This is a genomic window from Streptomyces sp. UG1, assembly GCF_049974585.1.
In the GTDB taxonomy this organism is placed as follows: domain Bacteria; phylum Actinomycetota; class Actinomycetes; order Streptomycetales; family Streptomycetaceae; genus Streptomyces.
This window is the reverse complement of record NZ_JBNGGG010000021.1, coordinates 1-20,110: the sequence shown is the minus strand read 5'-3', so window position 1 is coordinate 20,110 and position 20,110 is coordinate 1. Positions and strand designations below refer to the sequence as shown.

Genomic DNA, 20,110 nt, shown 5'->3' with positions numbered 1-20,110 from the left:
CGGTGCGCTGGTAGCGGGTCCGGCATCCGGAAGCCGGGGCTTCCGGTGGGCTGGTGGTGGGTCCGGCATCCGGAAGCCGGGGCTTCCGGTGGGCTGATGGTGGGTCCGGCATCCGGAAACTGGGGGCTTCCGGTGGGCTGGTGGCGGGACCGGAACCTGGGGCTCCGGGTGCGCTGGTGGCCGGTCCGGAAAACCGGGGCCCCTGGTGCGCTGATGCACTGGTGGCGGACCGGAACCTGGGGCTGCCGGTGCGGCCGACCGGAACCCGGGGTTCCCGGTGCGCTGGTAGTGGCCGGGAGCCGGGACTGCCGGTGTGCTGATAGCGGCCGGGGCCCGGGGCGGCCGGTGTGCTGATAGCGGCCGGGGCCCGGGGCTGCCGGTGCGCTGGTAACGGTCCGGGAACCCGGGGCTGTCGAGTCCGGTTCTCACAGAGACGCAGTCGTCGCGGCCCCGCCCGCGATCTCCGTGAGTGCGACCGGTCTGCGCTCGCGTCTCGACACCTCGCAGGCCTCCGAGATCCGCAGTGCCTGCAAGGCCTCCCGCCCGTCGCAGGGGTTGGCCCGCTCGCCGTGCAGGAGCTCCACGAACGCGTTCAACTCCGCCTCGTACGCGGGCCCGAACCGCTCCAGGAACCCGGACCACGGCTTGTCGGCCGCGGGCGGCCCGGTCGGCTCGGTGGACGCGATCGGCGTACGGTCGTCCAGGCCCACCACGACCTGGTCCAGCTCCCCGGCCAGCTCCATGCGCACGTCGTACCCGGCGCCGTTCAGCCGCGTCGCCGTGGCCGTGGCGAGCGTGCCGTCGTCCAGCGTGAGCACCACGGCCGCCGTGTCCACGTCGCCCGCCTCGCGGAACATCGCGGGCCCGGCGTCCGATCCGGCCGCGTACACGTCGACGACCTCGTGCCCGGTCACCCAGCGCACCATGTCGAAGTCGTGCACCAGCGTGTCCCGGTACAGCCCGCCCGACAGCGGCAACCAGGCGGCCTTCGGCGGCTCCTGATCACTGGTCAGCGCCCGCACGGTGTGCAGCCGTCCGAGCCGCCCGGAGCGCACCGCCTCGCGCGCGCCCACGTAGCCCGCGTCGAAGCGCCGCTGGAAGCCCATCTGGAGGATCGTCCCGGCCGTCTCGACCTCCCCGATGGCCTGCAGAGTGCCCGGCAGATCGAGCGCTATGGGCTTCTCGCAGAACACCGGAAGCCCCGAGCGTGCTGCCCGACCGATCAGTTCGGCGTGGGCGGACGTCGCCGTGGTGATCACCACCGCGTCCACGCCCCACCGGAAGATCTCGTCCACTCCGGGCGCCGCCGTCTCGCCCAGCCTGTGAGCCAGCTCCTGGGCCCGCGTCGCGTCCGCGTCCGTGAGGATCAGGGAGCCGACGTCGCGGTGGCGACTGAGCGTGTTCGCGTGGATCGTGCCGATCCGGCCCGTACCGATGACCCCGATGCGCATGGAAACAAAGTGCGGGTTCAGTGCGTAGGCTGTCAATGCAAATGTCCGGACAATCAAACTACACGACTTCCCGTCAACAACGCGTAGAGCTACAGTCGGGCCGTGCCGAAACCTGAAGTGGATCCAACCGTGGAACTCGAGCTCAGCGTGGACCGGAGCAGTCCGGTGCCCTTGTACTTCCAGCTCTCCCAACAGCTCGAGGCCGCGATCGAGCACGGAGCGCTCACCCCCGGCAGCCTGCTGGGCAACGAGATCGAACTCGCCGCGCGCCTCGGCCTGTCCCGGCCGACCGTCCGACAGGCCATCCAGTCGCTGGTCGACAAGGGCCTGCTGGTGCGCCGCCGGGGCGTCGGGACCCAGGTCGTGCACAGCCAGGTCAAACGCCCGCTGGAACTCAGCAGCCTCTACGACGACCTCGAATCGGCCGGCCAACGCCCGGCGACCAAGGTGCTCGTCAACACCGTCGTCCCGGCGTCCGCCGAGGTCGCGGCCGCGCTCGGGGTCGCCGAGGACAGCGACGTGCACCGCATCGAGCGGCTGCGCCTCGCGCACGGTGAGCCGATGGCGTACCTGTGCAACTTCCTGCCGCCCGGCCTGATCGACCTGGACACCGCGCAACTGGAGGCCACCGGCCTCTACCGCCTGATGCGCGCCGCCGGCATCACCCTGCACAGCGCCCGCCAGACCATCGGCGCCCGCGCCGCCACCGCCGCCGAGGCCGAACGCCTCGCGGAGGAGGAGGGCGCCCCGCTGCTGACGATGCAGCGCGCGACGTTCGACGACACGGGCCGGGCGGTGGAGTACGGGACGCACACGTACCGGCCGAGCCGCTACTCGTTCGAGTTTCAGCTCCTCGTGCGGTCATGAACGTCGGCCCGCACGCTCCTGACCAGCCGGAATAGACCACCTGGTACGTTGCAATGTCAGGACAAAGTGACGTCCGCAAGCGGACTGCGTATGACGTGAACCACCCCGTTGTTTCCCGGTACGGCACCCGTACCGGCGGTGAGGCAGAATCGGCCCTGATGAGCACCTACCGCGACTTCACCGCTCCCATCGGCTCGAGGCGGGCCCCCGTTCTTCGGACGGTGGGCCCCAGAGAGCGCCGCTCACACCTGTCGGCGCCCCGGGTGCCGACCGTGGGCATCGACATCGGCGGCACCAAGGTGATGGCGGGCGTCGTGGACGCCGACGGCAACATCCTGGAGAAGGTCCGCACGGAGACCCCGGACAAGTCCAAGAGCCCGAAGGTCGTCGAGGACACCATCGTCGAACTCGTCCTGGACCTCTCCGACCGGCACGACGTGCACGCCGTCGGCATCGGCGCGGCCGGCTGGGTCGACGCCGAACGCAACCGCGTGCTGTTCGCGCCGCACCTGTCCTGGCGCAACGAGCCCCTGCGCGACCGCCTGGCCGGCCGGCTCGCCGTCCCCGTGCTGGTCGACAACGACGCCAACGCCGCCGCCTGGGCCGAGTGGCGCTTCGGCGCCGGCCGCGGCGAGGACCACCTCGTCATGATCACGCTGGGCACCGGTATCGGCGGCGCGATCCTGGAGGACGGGCAGGTCAAGCGCGGCAAGTACGGCGTCGCGGGCGAGTTCGGGCACATGCAGGTGGTCCCCGGCGGCCACCGCTGCCCGTGCGGCAACCGCGGCTGCTGGGAGCAGTACAGCTCCGGCAACGCGCTGGTCAGGGAGGCCAAGGAGCTGGCCGCCGCCGACTCGCCGGTGGCGTACGGAATCATCGAGCACGTCAAGGGCCAGATCGGCGATATCACCGGCCCGATGATCACCGAGCTGGCCCGCGACGGCGACGCGATGTGCATCGAACTGCTCCAGGACATCGGCCAATGGCTGGGCGTCGGCATCGCCAACCTCGCGGCCGCCCTGGACCCGTCCTGCTTCGTGATCGGCGGCGGCGTGTCGGCCGCCGACGACCTGCTGATCGGCCCCGCGCGGGACGCCTTCAAGCGCCATCTCACCGGCCGCGGCTACCGCCCCGAGGCCCGCATCACCCGTGCCCAGCTCGGCCCCGAGGCCGGCATGGTGGGCGCCGCCGACCTCGCCCGCCTGGTCGCCCGCCGCTTCCGGCGCGCCAACCGGCGCCGGGTGGAGCGGTACGAGCGTTACGCGCGGTTCGCCGAGGCCCGCCGGATGTCGTCGCAGGGGCCGGCGTGACCGTGTCCGTACCCCGCCAGGCCGATTCCCCCGACGAGCACGCCCAGCCGCCCGAGGGCCGCCGTCACATGATCCGCCGCAGGGCGCTCACCCTGCTCATCATCCTGCTGCTCATCGGCGTCCCGGCCGGCTATCTGGTGATCTCCGCCAACCAGAGCCGCGACAGCGGCAGGGACAAGGAGGAGAAGTGGGCGGCGACCGGCCTCACCCCGCACTGGCCGTCGAAGGTCCAGCGCCGCATCTACCAGGTGCCGATCCCGCTTCCGTCGTACAACGTCGGGTACTACGAGACGAACAACTGGCGGACCAGCCGTCTCTACGTCCAGTTCCAGACCACCGACAAGAACCTCGACGCCTACCTGAAGAGCATGGGCCTCGGCCGAGACGACCTGAAGCCGGACAAGATCGCCATCGGCGCCCGCGACCAGAAGATCACCGGCTGGGACTTCAAGGCCCCCGGGCCGTGGTACGGCACCGTCCACGAGCAGAAGAACCCGGCCCCGACGCACGACATAGTCGTGAGCATGGCCGACCCGGAGAATCCGTTCGTGTACGTCGTCTCGCGCACGGTCCCTTGATCACCCCGTGAGACGCCCGGTCGCCCGCACCGGCCGCCGGAGCCGATTGTCAGACCCCGCCCGTAGAGTCGAAGACGGTTGATCCGACTCATGGGCGGGAGGTGACAGGACGTATGAGCGACAGGACCGCGGTGGCCGAGCGCGCGGGGGAGACCGTCCCCGTCCGGCTCGCGGCCGTCTTCCTGCCCGCGCCCCTCCCGCGCGAGGGCCGGATCGCCTTCTGGGACCCGGAGGGCGGCCCGCTGCCGACCGAAGACACGGAGCTCACCGTCGTACGACGGCATGGCGCCGGAGTCCGCCGCAGGACCACCCCGGCGCTGTCCCTGCCGCTCGGCCAGGCGCTGCCGCTGCTCGTGCGGGCCCGGCGCGACCCGGCCGCCCACGTCGCCACCGCCTGCTGGGGCGCCGCCGCGCTGCACGCCCTGCGGCTCACCGCGCGCGGCCGGCTGCTGCCTGGCCTGACCCCCACCGGCCACGACGCCTGGCGGGCCGGGCCGCTCGACCCGGACGACATCGCGCACCTGCGCGCGGTCGCCGCGGCCCTGCCCCACGAGGGCCACGCGGTCCCCCTGCCCGGCCCGGGCCCGCTGCGACTGCCCGAGCCCGAGGCGCTGATGCGCGCCTTCCTGGACGCGGTCGCCGACACCCTGCCCCGCACCCCCGCCGCACCGCACGTCTCGGGCAGGCCCTTCGCCGCGCGCGAGGCCCAGCGCCTGCCCGACGCGCACGACTGGGCGGCCGAGGTCGCCGCCGGCATGGACGCGGGCGTGCGGATCTCGCTGCGCCTGGACCTGTCGGCCTACGACCTCTTCGACGACCGCGACGCGGGCGCACGCAGCGCGGGCGCGGCGATCGTCCAGGTGCACAGCCTCGCCGACCCCACCCTGGTGGCCGACGCGGCCGCCCTGTGGTCGGGCGAGGCGGACGCGGCCTTCGGGCCACGCGCGCGGGTGGACACGGCGCTGGCGGTGCGGCGCGCGGCCCGGGTGTGGGCGCCGCTCGACCGGCTGTCCGAGCAGGACGTGCCCGACGTACTGGCCCTGTCCGACGAGGAGTTGGGCGATCTGCTGGGCGTGGCCGCGACCCGGCTCGCGGCGGCCGGGGTGGCGGTGCACTGGCCCCGGGACCTGGCACACGACCTCAGCGCGGCGGCGGTGGTACGGCCCGCGCCGGGCTCGGCGACCGACGGCACCGGCTTCTTCGAGAGCGAGGAACTGCTCCAGTTCCGCTGGCAGTTGGCGATCGGCGGCGACCCGCTGACCGAGGCGGAGATGGACGCGCTCGCCGAGGCGCACCGCCCCGTCGTCCGGCTGCGGGACCGCTGGGTGCTGGTCGACCCGGCGCTGGTCCGCAAGGCCCGCAAGCGTGAACTGGGCCTGCTCGACCCGGTCGACGCGCTGTCCGCCGCCCTCACCGGCAGCGCGGAGGTCGACGGCGAGACGGTCGAGGCGGTACCGGTCGGCGCGCTGGCCGCCCTGCGCGACCGGCTGACCGCGGGCGTACGACCGGCCGAGCCGCCGCCCGGACTGCGGGCGACGCTGCGGGACTACCAACTCCGGGGCCTGGCCTGGCTGGACCTCATGACGTCCCTGGGCCTCGGCGGCTGCCTGGCCGACGACATGGGACTGGGCAAGACGATCACGGTGATCGCCCTGCACCTCAAGCGCGCCCGGACGGCCCCGACCCTCGTGGTCTGCCCGGCGTCCCTGCTCGGCAACTGGCAGCGGGAGATCACCCGTTTCGCCCCCGGCGTCCCCGTCCGCCGCTTCCACGGCCCCGACCGCACCCTGGAGGACACCGACGCCGGCTTCGTCCTCACGACCTACGGCACGATGCGCTCGGCGGCACCGGCGCTGGCCCAGCACACCTGGGGCATGGTCGTCGCCGACGAGGCACAGCACGTCAAGAACCCGCACTCGGCGACGGCGAAGGCGCTGCGCACCATCCCGACGCCCGCGCGCGTGGCGCTGACCGGCACACCGGTGGAGAACAACCTCTCCGAGCTGTGGGCCCTGCTGGACTGGACGACGCCGGGCCTGCTCGGCCCGCTCAAGGCCTTCCGCGCCCGGCACGCCCGCGCGGTGGAGAACGGCGAGGACGACGAGGCCGTGGACCGCCTCGCCCGCTTGGTCCGTCCCTTCCTCCTGCGGCGCAAGAAGTCCGACCCCGGTATCGTCCCCGAACTGCCGCCCAAGACGGAGACCGACCATCCCGTCCCGCTCACTCGTGAACAGGCGGCGCTCTACGAGGCGGTGGTGCGGGAGTCGATGTACGCCATCGAGACGGCGGAGGGGATGGCGCGCCGGGGCCTGGTGCTGAAGCTCCTGACGTCCCTCAAGCAGATCTGCAACCACCCGGCGCTGTACCTGAAGGACGAGGAAGTGGCGACGACGGAGCGACTGGCGGCCCGCTCCGGCAAGTTGACACTGCTGGACGAACTGCTCGACACCCTGCTGGCCGAGGACGGCTCGGCGCTGGTCTTCACGCAGTACGTCGGGATGGCCCGCCTGATCGCCGCCCATCTCGCGGCCCGGGCGGTCCCGGTGGACCTGCTCCACGGCGGCACACCGGTCCCGGACCGCGAACGCATGGTGGACCGCTTCCAGAGCGGCGAGACCCCGGTCCTGGTCCTCTCCCTCAAGGCGGCGGGCACCGGCCTGAACCTCACCCGCGCGGGCCATGTCGTCCACTTCGACCGCTGGTGGAACCCGGCGGTCGAGGAACAGGCCACCGACCGCGCGTACCGCATCGGCCAGACCCAGCCCGTCCAGGTCCACCGCCTCATCACCGAGGGCACGGTCGAGGACCGCATCGCGCAGATGCTCGAGTCCAAGCGCGCCCTGGCCGACGCGATCCTCGGCTCCGGAGAGTCGGCCCTCACAGAACTGACGGACCGTGAGCTGACGGACCTGGTGTCGCTGAGGAGGGAGTCGTGACCGGGGTGGAGGGGCGGGGGAGTGTGGGTGGTGAGGAGGTGGAGGTGTGTGCTGAGGGGCCAGAGACGGGGGTGCAGGCTGAAGCGCCGGAGACGGGGGTGCAGGCTGAACGGCAGACGAGGGTGGAGGCTGAGGGGCTGGAGACGGGGGTGTATGTCGAAGGGTCTGAGGCGGGGGTGCAGGCCCAGGGGCGGGACGCGGAGGTGCACGGCGATGAGCCAGCGGTGGAGGCGGCGTCCCCCGCGCGTGCCGATGGGCGGGCGGCAGACGTGGATGCCTATGGGCGTGAGGCAGAGACGCACGCCATCCCGACCGCGGACGAGCCGAGGCGACCGGGCGAGCCCGAATCCCGACCGGCCGATGCCGCACGCCGGGCACTGCGGGCTGCTCGGGAGCGGAGGGTGGGGGCGTCGGGGAGGGACGGCGGTCGTGGTTCGGTGTCGGGGAGAGACGGCGGTCGTGGCCCGGCGTCGGGGAGGGACGCCCGTCGTGGTTCGGCGCCGGAGGGGGACGGCGGTTGTGGCTCGGTGACTGGAAGGCCGGGGGATCGGGGGTCAGGGTCTCCGGAGTCGGCGGGGCAGGGTTCGGGGGCGGCGGCGGGGGAGCGGGGCTCGGGGGCGGCGGCAGCGGCCGGGGAGCGGGGCTCGGAGGCGGCCGCAGCGGCGGGCGAGCGGGGCTCGGTGTCGCCGTCGTCCGAAGAGCGGACTTCAGCCTCTGCTGCCTCGGCGGGGCGGGCTTCGGGACAGGGGGCGGCTGCCGGCGGTGAGTCGGCGGGGGCCAAGGGCGAGCCGCACCGCTCCGGGGCACGGCCAGGTGATGCGGCTCGTGCGGCACTGCGGCGTGCCATTGCCGCGCGGCGGGGGGCGGGCGAGGGCGGCGCCGGTGAGGCGGAGGGGTCGGCGGACTCCGACGGCTTGCAGGGTGATGGGGCTCGTGCGGTGGTGCGGGGTTTGAGCGAGGTCGGCGCGGGTGAGGGGGAGGGTTCGGCGGACTCCGACGGCTTGCAGGGTGATGCGGCTCGTGCGGTAGTGCCGGGTGTGAGCGAGGACGGCGCGGGTGAGGCGGCGGGCTCGGCAGGCCCCGACGGCTTGCGAGATGGGACGGTGCTGGACGGTCCGACGCTGGACGGGCGACCCGATGACTCGGGCGGCGACGAGGCTGTGGTGGCAGGCGGATCGACGGAGGGGAGGCCTGCGTCGGAGGGAGCTTCTGGCGGGAAGCCTCTGTCGGGGGCTGCTTCTGCCGCCGGGAAGCGTGGGTCGAAGGCTGCTTCTGCCGGCAGCGAGCCTGCGTCGAAGGCTGCTTCAGTCGGCGGGAAGCGTGGGTCGGAGGCGGCTTCCGCCGAGGGGACGGAGGCTTCTGCTGGAGCGCGGCGGGCGTCGTCCGCGCCCGAATCCGAACGCGAACCCTCCATCCCGGCGCGCCGCGCGGCGGACGGTGCCCGTGCGGCGCTGCGCGCTGCCCTGGCGGAGCGGGAGAGGCAGCGGGCGGCCGAGTCGGACGAGGCCGGCCGGAGGGCTCCGGGCGCTCGACGGTCGCGTCGACCCGCATCGACCGGTTCCAGGGGCCGCCCCGACACGGGAGCCGACAGCCGCCGCAGCCGTGACGTACGGAGTCTGCTCGCCGGCGCCTTCCAGATGCCTCCCTCGGACGCGCCCCACGAGGGCGACGCGGCGGCGATGCCGGACGCGGCGCCCGAACGGCACGGGCACGAGCCGACGAGCCCCACCTCGCACTCGCCCTCGCATCCGGCAGGGCCACCCGCATCCGCAGCAGGGTCGACACGCTCACGCGGCGGTTCCTCGGCCATGCCCACCGGTGCCGACGCACTCGCGGCTCGTCCCCCGACCGACCCCAACTCTCCCGCCTCCCACTCCACGCCCGCCCCCGACACACCCAAGTCCCACCCCCCGACCGGCACCACCCCCACCCCCACCCCCACCTCCACCCCTCCCATCCCTCCCTCCACCCCCCAGATCCCCCACTCCATGGCCGCCCCAGGCCGAGACGGCGAACTCCGTCGTACCTTCCCCGCCTTCGCGCCCCGGCCGTCGTCCGACGAGGCCCGTTTCGCCGAGAGCTGGTGGGGCAACGCATGGGTCCGAGCCCTCGAGGAGGGTGCCCTCGATCCCAAGCGGCTTGCCCGCGGACGCGGTTACGCACAGGAGGGTCACGTCGATGCCATCACCGTGACGCCGGGGCTTGTGCTGGCGTATGTGCGCGGGAGTCGGCCGCGGCCGTACCGCGTGCAGGTGCGGCTGCGGACGCTGGACGACGCCGACTGGGCGCGGTTCCTGGACACCGTCGCCGAACGGCCGGGGCACATCGCGGCGCTGCTGGACAAGGAGATGCCGCAGACTCTCGCAGAGTGCGGCGTGCCGTTGCTGCCGGGGCCGGGCGATCTGGACCCCCGTTGCAGTTGCCCCGACCGCGGCCACCCCTGCAAACACGCCGCCGCCCTCTGCTACCAGACCGCGCGCCTGCTGGACGCCGACCCCTTTGTGCTGCTCCTGCTGCGCGGGCGTGGTGAACGCCAGTTGCTCGACGCCCTGTCCCGTCTGAGCGCCGCCCGCGCGGCCCGCGCCGCACAGGAGCGGGAACCGGCGCCCCTCGCGGGCGTACGCGCGACCGAGGCGTTGGATCCGCAGCGTCAACTGTCGCCGCTCCCGGCGCCGTTGCCCATGCCTCCGCACCCCGAGCAGCCGCCCGTCTACCCGGCGGCCCCGGGCGGCCCCGACCCCTTCGCGCTGGACCAGTTGGCGACCGACGCCGCCGCACGCGCGCACGCCCTCCTCGGCACCGGACGCGACCCGGTCGGCGAACTGACCCTGTGGCAGGACGCGGTCCGGCTCGCCGCCGCCCGCCCCGGTTCCGGCCTCACCGCCGCCACCCGCGCGCTGTACGCCTCCCTCGCCTCCGCCGCCGACCGCACCCCGGCCGACTTGGCCCGCGCGGTCGCCGCCTGGCGTCAGGGCGGCTTCGAGGGGCTCGCCGTACTCGAAGAACCCTGGGACCCGCCGGCCGGCCGGTTCGACCGTGCCCGCCCCCTGCTCCTCGCCGCCGACCTCCCCGCCTTCCGTCCGTGGCGGAACCACCTCACCCACCCCCGCGGCCATGTCCAGCTCCGCTTCGGCCGCGACGGCCTCTGGTACCCCTACGAATCGGAACCGGGGCACGACGACTGGTGGCCACGCGGCACCCCCGACCTCGACCCCGTGGGAGCCCTCACCGGCCTCGACTCGGTCGGAGCCGCGCCGGAACTCTGACCTGGCGCAACAGCCCTGCCCGAACACGGCGTTGGGCGCCACACGCGCCCCAAAAGAACCACATCCGGTCCCGGAGCGGCAGCCCCCTGCCCCTGTTCCTGTTCGCCGGCGGCCTTGTCGTGCACTCCAGGTACCGCATCCGCCGGGCAGCCGAACGGCGACGGCTCCAGGAGATCCAGTCCACCGAGAACGCCCGGCATCACGAGATGAATCCGCGCGAGTTCGAGCAGGCCATCCATCGCTTTTCTCTGCGAGCGCGACGGCTGTATGAGCGCCCGGGTCGTCGGCGGGGCCGGAGACCTCGGCGCCGCGCCCGACGGCCGGCGCATCGTGACCCAGTGCAAGCGGTACGGAATCCGGCTGTTCGATAACACGGCCCACGCCGCCTGGGCGGCCCGCACCGGCCCAGCACCGTGGATGTGAGCAGCGGCAGACCGGTCACGAGGGGGAACGAGACTGCCCCTGCACTTTGGAGCCCGCTGCCCCCTCCACAGAGGGCGGGCTCCTCGCCCCTCGTGATCGGGCAGCACGGCCTCGGCCTGATCGCGCAGGAGCCCGCGGACCAGATGAAGGGTGTATTTGGTGGAGAGGAGGGGCCCCAGAGCCTGACTGCGGGTGCGGGCGGGGCAGATCCCGAGTGTTCTGTCCGAGCAGCGTCGGCAGCCGGGGCCGTACCTTCTGCCGGCGCAAGTGGCCCAGCGCCCGGTGCCGGGCGATCTCCTGCCAGGCGTGGGCGGCCACGTCCTCGGCGCCGTCCCCGAGATTCCCGGCATCCCCAGGTCTCAACTGATCTGGTCGCCCGTAGTTCACAGGGCGCTGGGCTCAGACCAATCCACATGAAACAGGACGCATACTCTCCACAGGCCGACATCGGTAGACAGACATCTCCCACGGGCTGGCGCTCGGGTGCCACCGTGGATCGTGACAGCGGACAACGGGATATCGGCACAGGGGGCATGGGGCCATGTTGGACGCGCAGGGGCAGTGGCAGGCCGGACATCTGGACGGGCTGCTGCGCGAGTTGAGACGCCAAGTGGCCCACGAAGCCGAGCCTGACGTGCGGGGGGTTCTGAGCTGGCTGCACCGACAGACCGGCGCGGAGATCGCGCTGGTCGCGGACAACGCGGGCATCGTGGAGTCGTCCACATCTGGCTTTCCCCAGGAGATACTGCACCCTCTCGCTTCGCTGCTCACGCGATTATCCACCGGGCATCTGGCCGCAGCCGCCACCCAGGCCGACACGCTGCATGTGCGCTGTGAAGCACTCGGTACGCATGCGTCCCGTCCGGTGCTCGTGGCAGCAGCCCGGTCGACATTGAGTCCGGAGTCGGCCGCGCTGATCTCGCACACCGGCAGCATCATCACGCTGCTGCGCCGCGCCGGGGACGGTGAGCGCACCTGGCGCGGCTTCCAATACAAGGCACGCCAGGTACGGTTCGCCGTGCTCCAAGCGCTGCTGGCAGGAGAACCGGCACTGGCCCGCCGCATGACGACCGGTGCCGTACCACCGCTGCTGGAGGCCGACCGGCTACGGGTGCATCTGCTGCACTGCCCGCCGGCCGACCGCGACCGGATCGCGCAGGCCCACCAGGATCCCTCCGGCTACCACGGTTCGGACCTGATGGTGCAGTGCCCTGCCTTCAAAGAGCACCTGATCTGTCTCATCGCCGACGCCGCAGGAAACCGAGATGGGGACGGCCCCGGAGGCCAGGACCGCGGGGAGGAGGTGCTGCGCCGCCTGGTACGCGACAACCCCGGCTACGCGCTGGGCGTCAGCGGACCTCACCCGCTCGACGCGACGGCCGGCGCCTACAGCCAGGCCGCCCACGCCCTCGCCGCCGCCCGCACCACACCCGGCCGCGTGGTCTCCTACCGGGGGCAGACACCGCTGGACGGGGTCCTACCGCATCGACCCGCTCTGGCCTGGGCACGTGACCTGCTGCGCCCGCTGGAATCCCTCCCGGCGATCACCGTCGACGTCACCCGTTTCCTCATGAGCGCGCCCCGTGCGGCTGTGGCCCGGCTGCTCGACCTCAGCCGCAACACCGTCACCGCACACATCAGACGCGCGGAACACTCTCTCGGCCTGGACCTGGCTGATGTCCGCTCCCGGGCCGCCGTCCACCTGGCCCTCGCACTCACCAGCGCCTGCACCACACCCGAACCCGACGGGCAGCAACCAGCCCCCACACTGGACGACTTGCTACGCACCGAACGAGCCGCCGCCTGGGCCCAAACATTCCTCCGGCCTCTGGGGGCCACGCAGCGCCGCACCCTTCAAGCCTGGATCGACGCCAACACCGACGCCCAGCAGGCCGCCCGCCACCTCGGCATCAGCCGCAACACCGTCCGCGCCCACCTGCGCACCGCCGAAGCCCAACTCGGACGCGACCTGCTGACCACCGGCGCCGGCTGCCACGATGTCGTCCACGCCCTCCACATCACGGCTGCCCAGGCTGTCTGAGCATTGTGCACAACCGATGCCTGGATTTGAGCACCGTGCACATTGGCCCGCGGGTAGGGCATCTTCTACGGTCTTGGTGACAGACCGTCCGTTGCACGAACTGTCAAGCACGCGACGGAATTGATTCCGTCGCCAGTTGGTGCGATTACATTCTCGGCAATCGAGCAACAGGGGGAATTAGTGTTCAAGGGTGTGACGCGATTCGGTAGAAGGATCAGAACGCGCCTCGGTCTGGCGCTCCTCCTACTGGTACCCGTAATGGTCGTGGCCGCCGAAACGCCGGCCTCCGCGCATGGCGGACTTGAGGGAATCGCCTTCTCTCGCAGCGGTTGCGGCTGGAACTATGTTGGCGACGATGTCCCAGCCGTGGTCCTGGACCAGCGCGGGGTCATCGGCCGGGACGCCCTGCAGAGCCGATTCGGTGAGGTCTTTCTTCTCTGGAATCCCATCGCTGGCGAAAAATGCGTTATCACGAAGCGGTACTGGCACCACGGAAGTGCTCAGCCCATGAGTGCGGCGCTCGCAGTCAGGAGTTCCAACGGGACAACCAATTACTATTCCGACTACGGTGACTACGGCCATTACGCTGCTGTCGCAGCACCTGCAAGGAATCGCTGTGTCTCCTATTCCGGAACGGTCTCGGTCGGCGGTATCGGATCATGGGGCGGCAGAAATGGATTCGGATTCTGCCGCTGAACTGCTTCCCGTCCAGAACGTCACTCAGAACAACACCTGCCGGGTCGACCCGGGCATGTTGGTTCAGTTGGCCCGCTACGTGCACCCGCCGGGAGGAAGCCGAACTGGCCGCCCTCGACACTGGTCGGCGGGCCCAACTCGCCGCGGGACGGACCCGGCTGGAGAAGGAGCACCGGCGCCAACTGGCGACGTGCTGGAAGCGGCCCGCGGCTCCTACGATCACGCCCTGGAGGCGATCGAACGCCGCTGCGGGACGCGGGCGGTCGGCAAGTGCCAGGCCGAACAGCTCGTGCGGGCGGCCGCGTGGACATCGCCGCCTTCTATGCCGCCCGCACCCCTGACCCGGCAGTGAGCACGACGCTGCTGGTGCTCAGCGTCGACGGCAAGGGGATCGTGACGCGTCCGGGCATCTGCGGGAGGCGACACGGAAGGCCGCGGAGCGGACGACGCGCACCTTCCGCACCTGTCTGTCCGCAGGAAAGAAGACCCGAGGCCCGCGCGAAGTGGCTCACGCCTCGGTTCAACACGACGCGGACCAGGTGATCGCCACCGCGTTCGACGAGGCACAAGCCCGTGATCCCCAGCACCGCCGGTGCTGGGTGGTCCTGGTCGACGGCGCCGAGCATCAGTTGGAGTTGATCCCCATGCCGAGGACGCCCGACGCGGCGTCACCATCCATGTCGTTCTCGACATCGTCCACGTGATCGAGAAATTGTGGGCGGCCTCGCGATGCTTCCACACCGCCACCGATCCCGCCGCCGAGACCGGGGTAGGAGCTCAGGCCGATCGGATGGGCCTGTCCGCAGACCAACGGGCCGCAGCCGACCGGGCCTGCCGCTACCACCACCGAGAACGCCACCCTCAAGCAGCGGGTCCGGCAGCTCACCGCCGACAACCGCACCCTTGACGAACGGCTCACGGCCGTCCGCTCCAACCTCCGCTTCCAGGACCGGCGCGTCGCTGATCTCGAAGTCCGCCTCGCCGGCTCAACGGTGCATTGAGTCCCTTGGACCGCGTGTAGACGGCGGTTCCACCGGCCAAGGTGTCAAAAGAACGTTTTGTTCATGCAGGCGTGTTTGACAACCACGGCTCCGGCCGGGGGTTACGGCTGTTCGGCAGGTTCAATGTGGGCGTGGAAGATTTGCTGTGGAGCAGGCTGTCGACCGAGGCGCGAGCGGAGGTGGACGGGCTTATCGCCGCTGGTCGCAGCGTGCAGGCCATCGCGGTGATGCGTGAGTGCGCCGGCCTGCCGCGACCTGGGCTTCATGAGTGCGTTGATCTTCTGGCACAGCGGTTCGCGGTGATGCGGGAGTAGGTGGTGGCACGGTGGGGTCGATCGGGTGTCGCACCGGTTCGGGGTGACTTCGTGGGGTGAGCCGGCGGCACAGCAACGGCCCCACCCAGGGCGTCAACACCAAGACCAAGCAGATCGCGCGCCAGATGCACGGACGAGCAGGCATCGCCCTGCTGCATGATCCTGCTTCAGTGACCGTCCGCGACGACACCCCGTACACCAACAAGCCCCTTCCGAGCGTCACCCCTTCACCACGCGATACGTGGTGAAGGGGCCTTCACGTTCCGGCCGCGGTCGAACCAGCGCTGAGCTCGGATCAGTTGTAGGCGGTGCATCCGATCACGCCGCGACTGATGTCCTTTCCACAGGCACGCCACGGTGACCCGAAGGAGCCGACCGTGCCGCTGTTCATCGAGGTCGCGCCCGTGGGCACCGTACGCCAGGCGGTCACACGGCCCGATGCGTTCGTCACCCAGATCTCATCCCCAGGGGTGGCACCAGTGATCTGCCCGTGCCAGCCGTTGTCGCACAAGAAGAGGTGAACCCGCGCCGCCCCGGCGCTCACGGGATTCACCGGCTGGCTACAGGCGGCGGCCTGGTCGAAGGGAGTCATCTCCGGGGAGGCGGCGGCCGGGGACGTGCTGAACAGTGCGGCCGCGATGGCTGTCGCTCCGACTGCCAGAGTCGTACGAAGGTTCTTCATCAACGGACCCTTTCGGGAGTGTGAGTATCCGTTTCTTGCGGTTCCGGACAAACGGGGCCGGCGAATCTCATCCTGCATTCCCGTTCCGTTCCTCAACCTCGGCCGTTGGCCGTCACGAGTGCGGCCGGGCCGGTCGCTCCAGGTGTAGTGGCCCGCGCGTTGTTCGCCTTCGGAGCACTGGTGCCGAACAAACAACTCATGAAAAATGTGACGCGGCTGTCAGGCCGTCACCTGGGGGAAGCGGGGAGGTGTGGCGATGCCGCGCAAGGAGCGACCGCTGGACGCGGGGGACGGTCCGTTACCGGAGTTCGCCGCGGGCTTGCGGCAGTTGCGGCGAAAGGCAGGCAATCCGCCCTACCGGACACTGGCGGAGCGGGCGCACTACTCGATCTCGACGCTGTCCTCCGCGGCGTCCGGGCGGCGGCTGCCGACGCTGGCGGTGACCCTGGCGTACGTGCGCTCCTGCGATGGGGATGTCCAGGAATGGGAGCTTCGTTGGCGGGAGGCGGCGGAGCACCTCGGTGATGGGGATCCCGCCCTCGGCCTAACGGAGGAGTCCGGCACGCCACCGCCGTATACGGGTCTGCGGCCGTTCAGGGAGCAGGACGCGGAGTGGTTCTTCGGCCGGGAGCATCTGGTGGAGGAGCTGGCCGAGCGGCTGGAGCGGCAGCGGTTCGTGTTGGTGATCGGGGCTTCGGGTTCGGGTAAGTCGTCGCTGTTGCGGGCCGGTCTGGTGCCGCGCCTGCGGGACGCGGCGACCGTGGTGGTGCTGACGCCGGGGCCCCGGCCGGTGGAGGAGTGCGCGGTACGGCTGGGCGCGCTGGCGGGCATCTCGCCGGGCGGGCTGTACGAGGAGCTGCGCCAGAACCCGGAGAACCTGGCACGGGTGCTGCGGCAGATCGTCGCCCGCTCTGAAGGGGCCGAAGGGGGCGACGGCGTCGTGCTGGTCGTCGACCAGTTCGAGGAGACATTCACGCTGTGCCGGGACGACGCCGAGCGGCAGTGCTTCGTCGCGGCACTGGTCACCGCCGCGTCGGCCGGGTCCGGGCAGTGCCGGGTGGTGCTCGGTGTGCGCGCCGACTTCTACGCGCACTGCATCCGCGACCCGCTTCTGGTGGAGGTCATGCGCGAGGCGCAGGTGCCGATCGGGCCGATGAGCCTCGACGAGTTGCGCAGGGCCGTGGTGAGACCCGCCCAGCAGGCCGGTCTCACCGTCGAGGGCGCACTGCTGGCGTCGCTCACCGCGCAGGCGCACGGCCAGGCCGGAGCGCTGCCGCTGCTGTCGCACGCGCTTCTTGAGACCTGGCGGCGACGCCGTGGTAACGCGCTGACGCTGGAGGCGTTCCAGGCAGTGGGCGGACTCGAAGGCGGTCTCGCTCGCACCGCGGAGGAGTTCTACGGACAACTACGCCCAGAGCAAAGGGATTTGGCGCGGAGGGCTTTTGTGCGACTGACCGCGCTGGGCGAGGGGACGGAAGACACCCGGAGACCGGCGCGCCTGGCGGAGCTGCGCGGGCTCGCCGAGCAGGAGGACGGCGACGACATCGTCGCCGTGCTGGAACAGGCCGCCCGAGCACGGCTGCTGACGCTGGACAACGAACGGGTGGAGCTGGCGCATGAGGCTCTGATCCGCTGCTGGCCCCGGCTGCACGGATGGCTGGCCGAGGACCGGGAGGCCCTGCGGGTGCTGCGCCGGCTCACCGATGCGGCACTGGCCTGGGAGACGCTGGGGCGAGATCACGGCGCGCTGTACCGAGGCACGCGTCTCGCCATGGTCGCCGCGCTCGACCGCGCCTCCCTGTCCGTGCAGGAGCGGGAGTTCCTGGACGCGAGCCGGGCCGCCGCGCACAGCGAGCAGGCCGCCGCCCGCCGCGGTGTCCGCCGCCTGCGCCGGCTCACCGTGTTGCTGACCCTGCTCCTGATCACCGCCTCGGCCACCACCGTCTACGCGGTGCGTGCCCAGGGCACCGCCACCCGGCAGCGCAACATCGCCCTGTCCCAGAAGGTCGCGGAGCGGGCCACCGCGCTGCGCTCCACCAATCCCGCGCTCGCCACCCAGCTCAGCCTCGCCGCCTACCGCCTGGCCCCCACCACCGAGGCCCGGAGCAGTCTGCTCAGCACCTTCGCGACCCCGTACGCGACACGCCTCACGGGGCACACCGACAACGTCAACGCGGTGGCCTACTCCGCCGACAGCCGCACGCTGGTCACCGGCAGCAACGACGACACCGCCCGCCTGTGGAACGTCACCGACCCCCATCGCGCCCGCCCGCCGGCCACCCTGACCGGCCACACCGGCAAGGTCAGCCACGCCGCCTTCAGGGCCGACGGCAGGACCCTGGCCACCGCGAGCTGGGACGACACCGCGCGGCTATGGGACACCACCGCCCCGGACAGCCCCCGCCTGCTGGCGGTCCTGCGCGGCCACACCGGCGACGTCAACGCCGTGGCGTTCAGCCCGGACGGCACCACCCTCGCCACCGCGAGTACCGACGGCACCTTACGGCTGTGGGACGTCACCGATCCGCGCCGTCCCCGCACGAGGGCCTCACTGCGCGCGGACGACGACACGGACGCCGCGCTCGTCTCCGTGGCCTTCGGTCCCGACGGCCGCAACCTGGCCGCCGCCGGCTTCGACCGAGCCGTACACCTGTGGACGCTCGACGCCTCCGGGAACGCCCACCGGGCAGCCACCCTGACCAGCCACACCGCAGCCGTCAGCTGGGTGGCCTTCGGTCCCGACGGGGAGACGCTGGCGAGCGCGAGCTGGGATCGCACCGTGCGGCTGTGGAACCTGGCCGCCCGCGGACACCCGGCCCCGCTGGCGACCCTGACCGGCCACACCGACGGCGTGCGCTCCGTCGCCATCAGCCCGGATGGACGCACGCTCGCCAGCGCGAGCCTGGACCACACCGTGCGGGTGTGGGACATCGGCGATCCGCGCCACCCCAGGCAGCAGACTGGGCTGACCGGGCACACCGACGCCGCCGTCTTCGTGGCGTTCAGCCCCGACGGCCGAACCCTGGCCAGCGCCGGGGACGACCACACCGCACGGCTGTGGGACCTGCCCCTCCCCGCTCTTCACGGCCACACCGACGCCGTCTGCGGGCTGGCGCTGAGTCCGGACGGCCGCATGCTGGCCACGGCCGGTTACGATCGCACGGCCCGGCTGTGGGACATCAGTGTTCGCCGCCGCCCCCGCTCGCCGGCCACCCTCACCGGCCACACCGACGCCGTCTGCGGGCTGGCGCTGAGTCCGGACGGCCGTATCCTCGCCACGGCCGGTTACGATCGCACGGCCCGGCTGTGGGACATCAGTGTTCCCCGCCGCCCCCGCTCGCCGGCCACCCTCACCGGGTACGGCGACCACGTGAACACCGTGGCCTTCAGTCCCGACGGCCGCGCCCTGGCCACCTCCGACCTGGACGGCACCGTACGGCTGTGGAACGTCTCGGACACCCGCCGCCCCCGCGAACTGGCCTCCACCACCGCCCACCCTGGTGGCGCCAATGCGGCCGTCTTCAGCCCGGACGGCAAGACCCTGGCCACCGGGGGATGGGACCGCAGGGTAAGGCTGTGGGACGTCGGCGACCTCCGCCGCCCTAGGAGGCTGGCCGTCTCCCCGGCTCTCCCGGACGGGGTCAACGCCGTCGTCTTCCGTCCGGACGGCAAGACCCTGGCCACCACGGAATTCGGCGGCGTGACGCGCCTGTGGGATGTCGCCGACCGCCGCCTGCACCAGAGCGCGGCTTTCGGCGGCCACGTCGGTGACGCCTACTCTCCCGCCTTCAGCCCCGACGGGAACACGCTGGCCACCATGGGTGCCGACGGCACCGCCCGGCTGTGGGACACGACCGATCCGGCGCACCCTCAGGCACTTGCCTCGCTGACCGACGATGAGCCCATCACGCCGGTGTTCGCGGCGGCGTTCGGCTCCGATGACCACACCCTGGCCACAGCGGGCGCGGACGGCATCGTCCGTCTGTGGGAGACGGACCCTGAGCGCGTCGCGGACCGCGTGTGCCGACTCAGCCGTCCCGCCATCACCCGCGCCGAGTGGAACACGTACTTCGGGAACCTTGCCTACCGGCCCCCGTGCCCGTAACAGGCCACCTGTGAACCCGCTCAAGGGCAGTGCCGCTGCGGTGGTGGACGACGATGGACAGCGCGGGTTGGTCCGAGGCCGACGAGTGGTCGCATCGGGACGTGGAGCTGGCTCGGACGCCGGAATCGAACTGATGCGGCACCAGCGCCGGCCCGGATCGCCGACGCCGCCCAGGTCGCCTGGCGGCCAGGAAGTCCGCCGGCTAGGTCGGGATCCAGGTGGAGAAGGGCAGGTCGTGCTCGGCCGGCTTGGACTTCGCGATCTTCTTGATCTCGCGCCGCTCGGGCAAGGTGAAGGCGCTGGTGCGGCGGGAGCTCGCAGCGGCGGTCACCCTCGCGGGTCACGATGAGCATGGTGACCCCTTAAGACGTCATCTCATTTGGGTCGGTAGCCTGTTGGTCGTGGTTTCGATCGTTGAGCGGCTGGTGCCGGATGAGTTG

12 protein-coding genes and 1 pseudogene are annotated in these 20,110 nt (G+C 71.8%); 9 read left to right on the top strand and 4 right to left on the bottom strand.

Annotation, left to right across the window (positions count from 1 at the left end):
• Positions 1-425: 425 nt before the first annotated feature.
• A complete protein-coding gene (locus ACP4J3_RS23255; protein WP_426537446.1) occupies positions 426-1,451 on the bottom strand; it encodes a Gfo/Idh/MocA family protein in 1,026 nt (341 codons plus the stop codon).
• Between the two features lie 129 nt (positions 1,452-1,580).
• Between ACP4J3_RS23255 and ACP4J3_RS23250 the strand changes: the two genes are divergently transcribed.
• The 7 genes from ACP4J3_RS23250 to ACP4J3_RS23220 all read left to right on the top strand — a co-directional run bounded on the left by ACP4J3_RS23250 (position 1,581) and on the right by ACP4J3_RS23220 (position 12,872).
• On the top strand, positions 1,581-2,318 hold the full coding sequence (locus tag ACP4J3_RS23250; protein WP_426537444.1) for a GntR family transcriptional regulator: 738 nt from the start codon (positions 1,581-1,583) through the stop codon (positions 2,316-2,318).
• A gap of 158 nt (positions 2,319-2,476) precedes the next feature.
• Positions 2,477-3,628 (top strand): ROK family glucokinase, encoded by a 1,152-nt coding sequence (locus ACP4J3_RS23245; protein WP_426537442.1) that lies wholly within the window; start codon positions 2,477-2,479, stop codon positions 3,626-3,628.
• Entirely contained in the window at positions 3,625-4,206 is a 582-nt protein-coding gene (locus ACP4J3_RS23240) for a sugar kinase (protein ID WP_426537440.1), read from the top strand. Before ACP4J3_RS23245 ends, ACP4J3_RS23240 begins: the two co-directional genes overlap by 4 nt.
• Positions 4,207-4,319: 113 nt before the next feature.
• Positions 4,320-7,142 carry a DEAD/DEAH box helicase gene (locus tag ACP4J3_RS23235; RefSeq protein ID WP_426537438.1) on the top strand — a complete coding sequence of 941 codons (2,823 nt, stop codon included), beginning with the start codon at positions 4,320-4,322 and terminating at the stop codon, positions 7,140-7,142.
• Between the two features lie 1,637 nt (positions 7,143-8,779).
• Entirely contained in the window at positions 8,780-10,408 is a 1,629-nt protein-coding gene (locus tag ACP4J3_RS23230; RefSeq protein ID WP_426537436.1) for an SWIM zinc finger family protein, read from the top strand.
• 267 nt (positions 10,409-10,675) lie between these two features.
• Positions 10,676-10,831 carry a hypothetical protein gene (locus tag ACP4J3_RS23225; protein ID WP_426537434.1) on the top strand — a complete coding sequence of 52 codons (156 nt, stop codon included), beginning with the start codon at positions 10,676-10,678 and terminating at the stop codon, positions 10,829-10,831.
• A 541-nt stretch (positions 10,832-11,372) separates the two neighbouring features.
• Complete coding sequence (locus ACP4J3_RS23220; protein WP_426537432.1) at positions 11,373-12,872, top strand: helix-turn-helix domain-containing protein; 1,500 nt, start codon at positions 11,373-11,375, stop codon at positions 12,870-12,872.
• Between the two features lie 1,321 nt (positions 12,873-14,193).
• On the opposite strand, the gene ACP4J3_RS23215 is transcribed toward ACP4J3_RS23220, so the two are convergent.
• A complete protein-coding gene (locus ACP4J3_RS23215) occupies positions 14,194-14,427 on the bottom strand; it encodes a hypothetical protein (RefSeq protein WP_426537430.1) in 234 nt (77 codons plus the stop codon).
• A gap of 183 nt (positions 14,428-14,610) precedes the next feature.
• Between ACP4J3_RS23215 and ACP4J3_RS23210 the strand changes: the two genes are divergently transcribed.
• Positions 14,611-14,883 (top strand): hypothetical protein, encoded by a 273-nt coding sequence (locus ACP4J3_RS23210; protein WP_426537428.1) that lies wholly within the window; start codon positions 14,611-14,613, stop codon positions 14,881-14,883.
• A gap of 295 nt (positions 14,884-15,178) precedes the next feature.
• Here ACP4J3_RS23210 and ACP4J3_RS23205 read toward each other — a convergent pair whose 3' ends face one another.
• Positions 15,179-15,565 carry a hypothetical protein gene (locus ACP4J3_RS23205; protein WP_426537426.1) on the bottom strand — a complete coding sequence of 129 codons (387 nt, stop codon included), beginning with the start codon at positions 15,563-15,565 and terminating at the stop codon, positions 15,179-15,181.
• Between the two features lie 256 nt (positions 15,566-15,821).
• Between ACP4J3_RS23205 and ACP4J3_RS23200 the strand changes: the two genes are divergently transcribed.
• The gene (locus ACP4J3_RS23200; protein ID WP_426537424.1) at positions 15,822-19,670 is read left to right on the top strand and encodes an XRE family transcriptional regulator; all 3,849 of its coding nucleotides are present in this window, start codon (positions 15,822-15,824) and stop codon (positions 19,668-19,670) included.
• A 214-nt stretch (positions 19,671-19,884) separates the two neighbouring features.
• Here ACP4J3_RS23200 and ACP4J3_RS23195 read toward each other — a convergent pair.
• A pseudogene (locus ACP4J3_RS23195) lies at positions 19,885-19,977 on the bottom strand (helix-turn-helix domain-containing protein); the annotation flags it as partial.
• Positions 19,978-20,110: the final 133 nt, after the last annotated feature.

Coding starts and splice junctions, on each gene's coding strand:
- ACP4J3_RS23255 (WP_426537446.1), bottom strand. CDS start 1,451: ATGCGCATCGGGGTCATCGGTACGGGCCGGATCGGCACGATCCACGCG.
- ACP4J3_RS23245 (WP_426537442.1), top strand. CDS start 2,477: ATGAGCACCTACCGCGACTTCACCGCTCCCATCGGCTCGAGGCGGGCC.
- ACP4J3_RS23235 (WP_426537438.1), top strand. CDS start 4,320: ATGAGCGACAGGACCGCGGTGGCCGAGCGCGCGGGGGAGACCGTCCCC.
- ACP4J3_RS23230 (WP_426537436.1), top strand. CDS start 8,780: ATGCCTCCCTCGGACGCGCCCCACGAGGGCGACGCGGCGGCGATGCCG.
- ACP4J3_RS23225 (WP_426537434.1), top strand. CDS start 10,676: ATGAGCGCCCGGGTCGTCGGCGGGGCCGGAGACCTCGGCGCCGCGCCC.
- ACP4J3_RS23220 (WP_426537432.1), top strand. CDS start 11,373: ATGTTGGACGCGCAGGGGCAGTGGCAGGCCGGACATCTGGACGGGCTG.
- ACP4J3_RS23205 (WP_426537426.1), bottom strand. CDS start 15,565: ATGAAGAACCTTCGTACGACTCTGGCAGTCGGAGCGACAGCCATCGCG.
- ACP4J3_RS23200 (WP_426537424.1), top strand. CDS start 15,822: ATGCCGCGCAAGGAGCGACCGCTGGACGCGGGGGACGGTCCGTTACCG.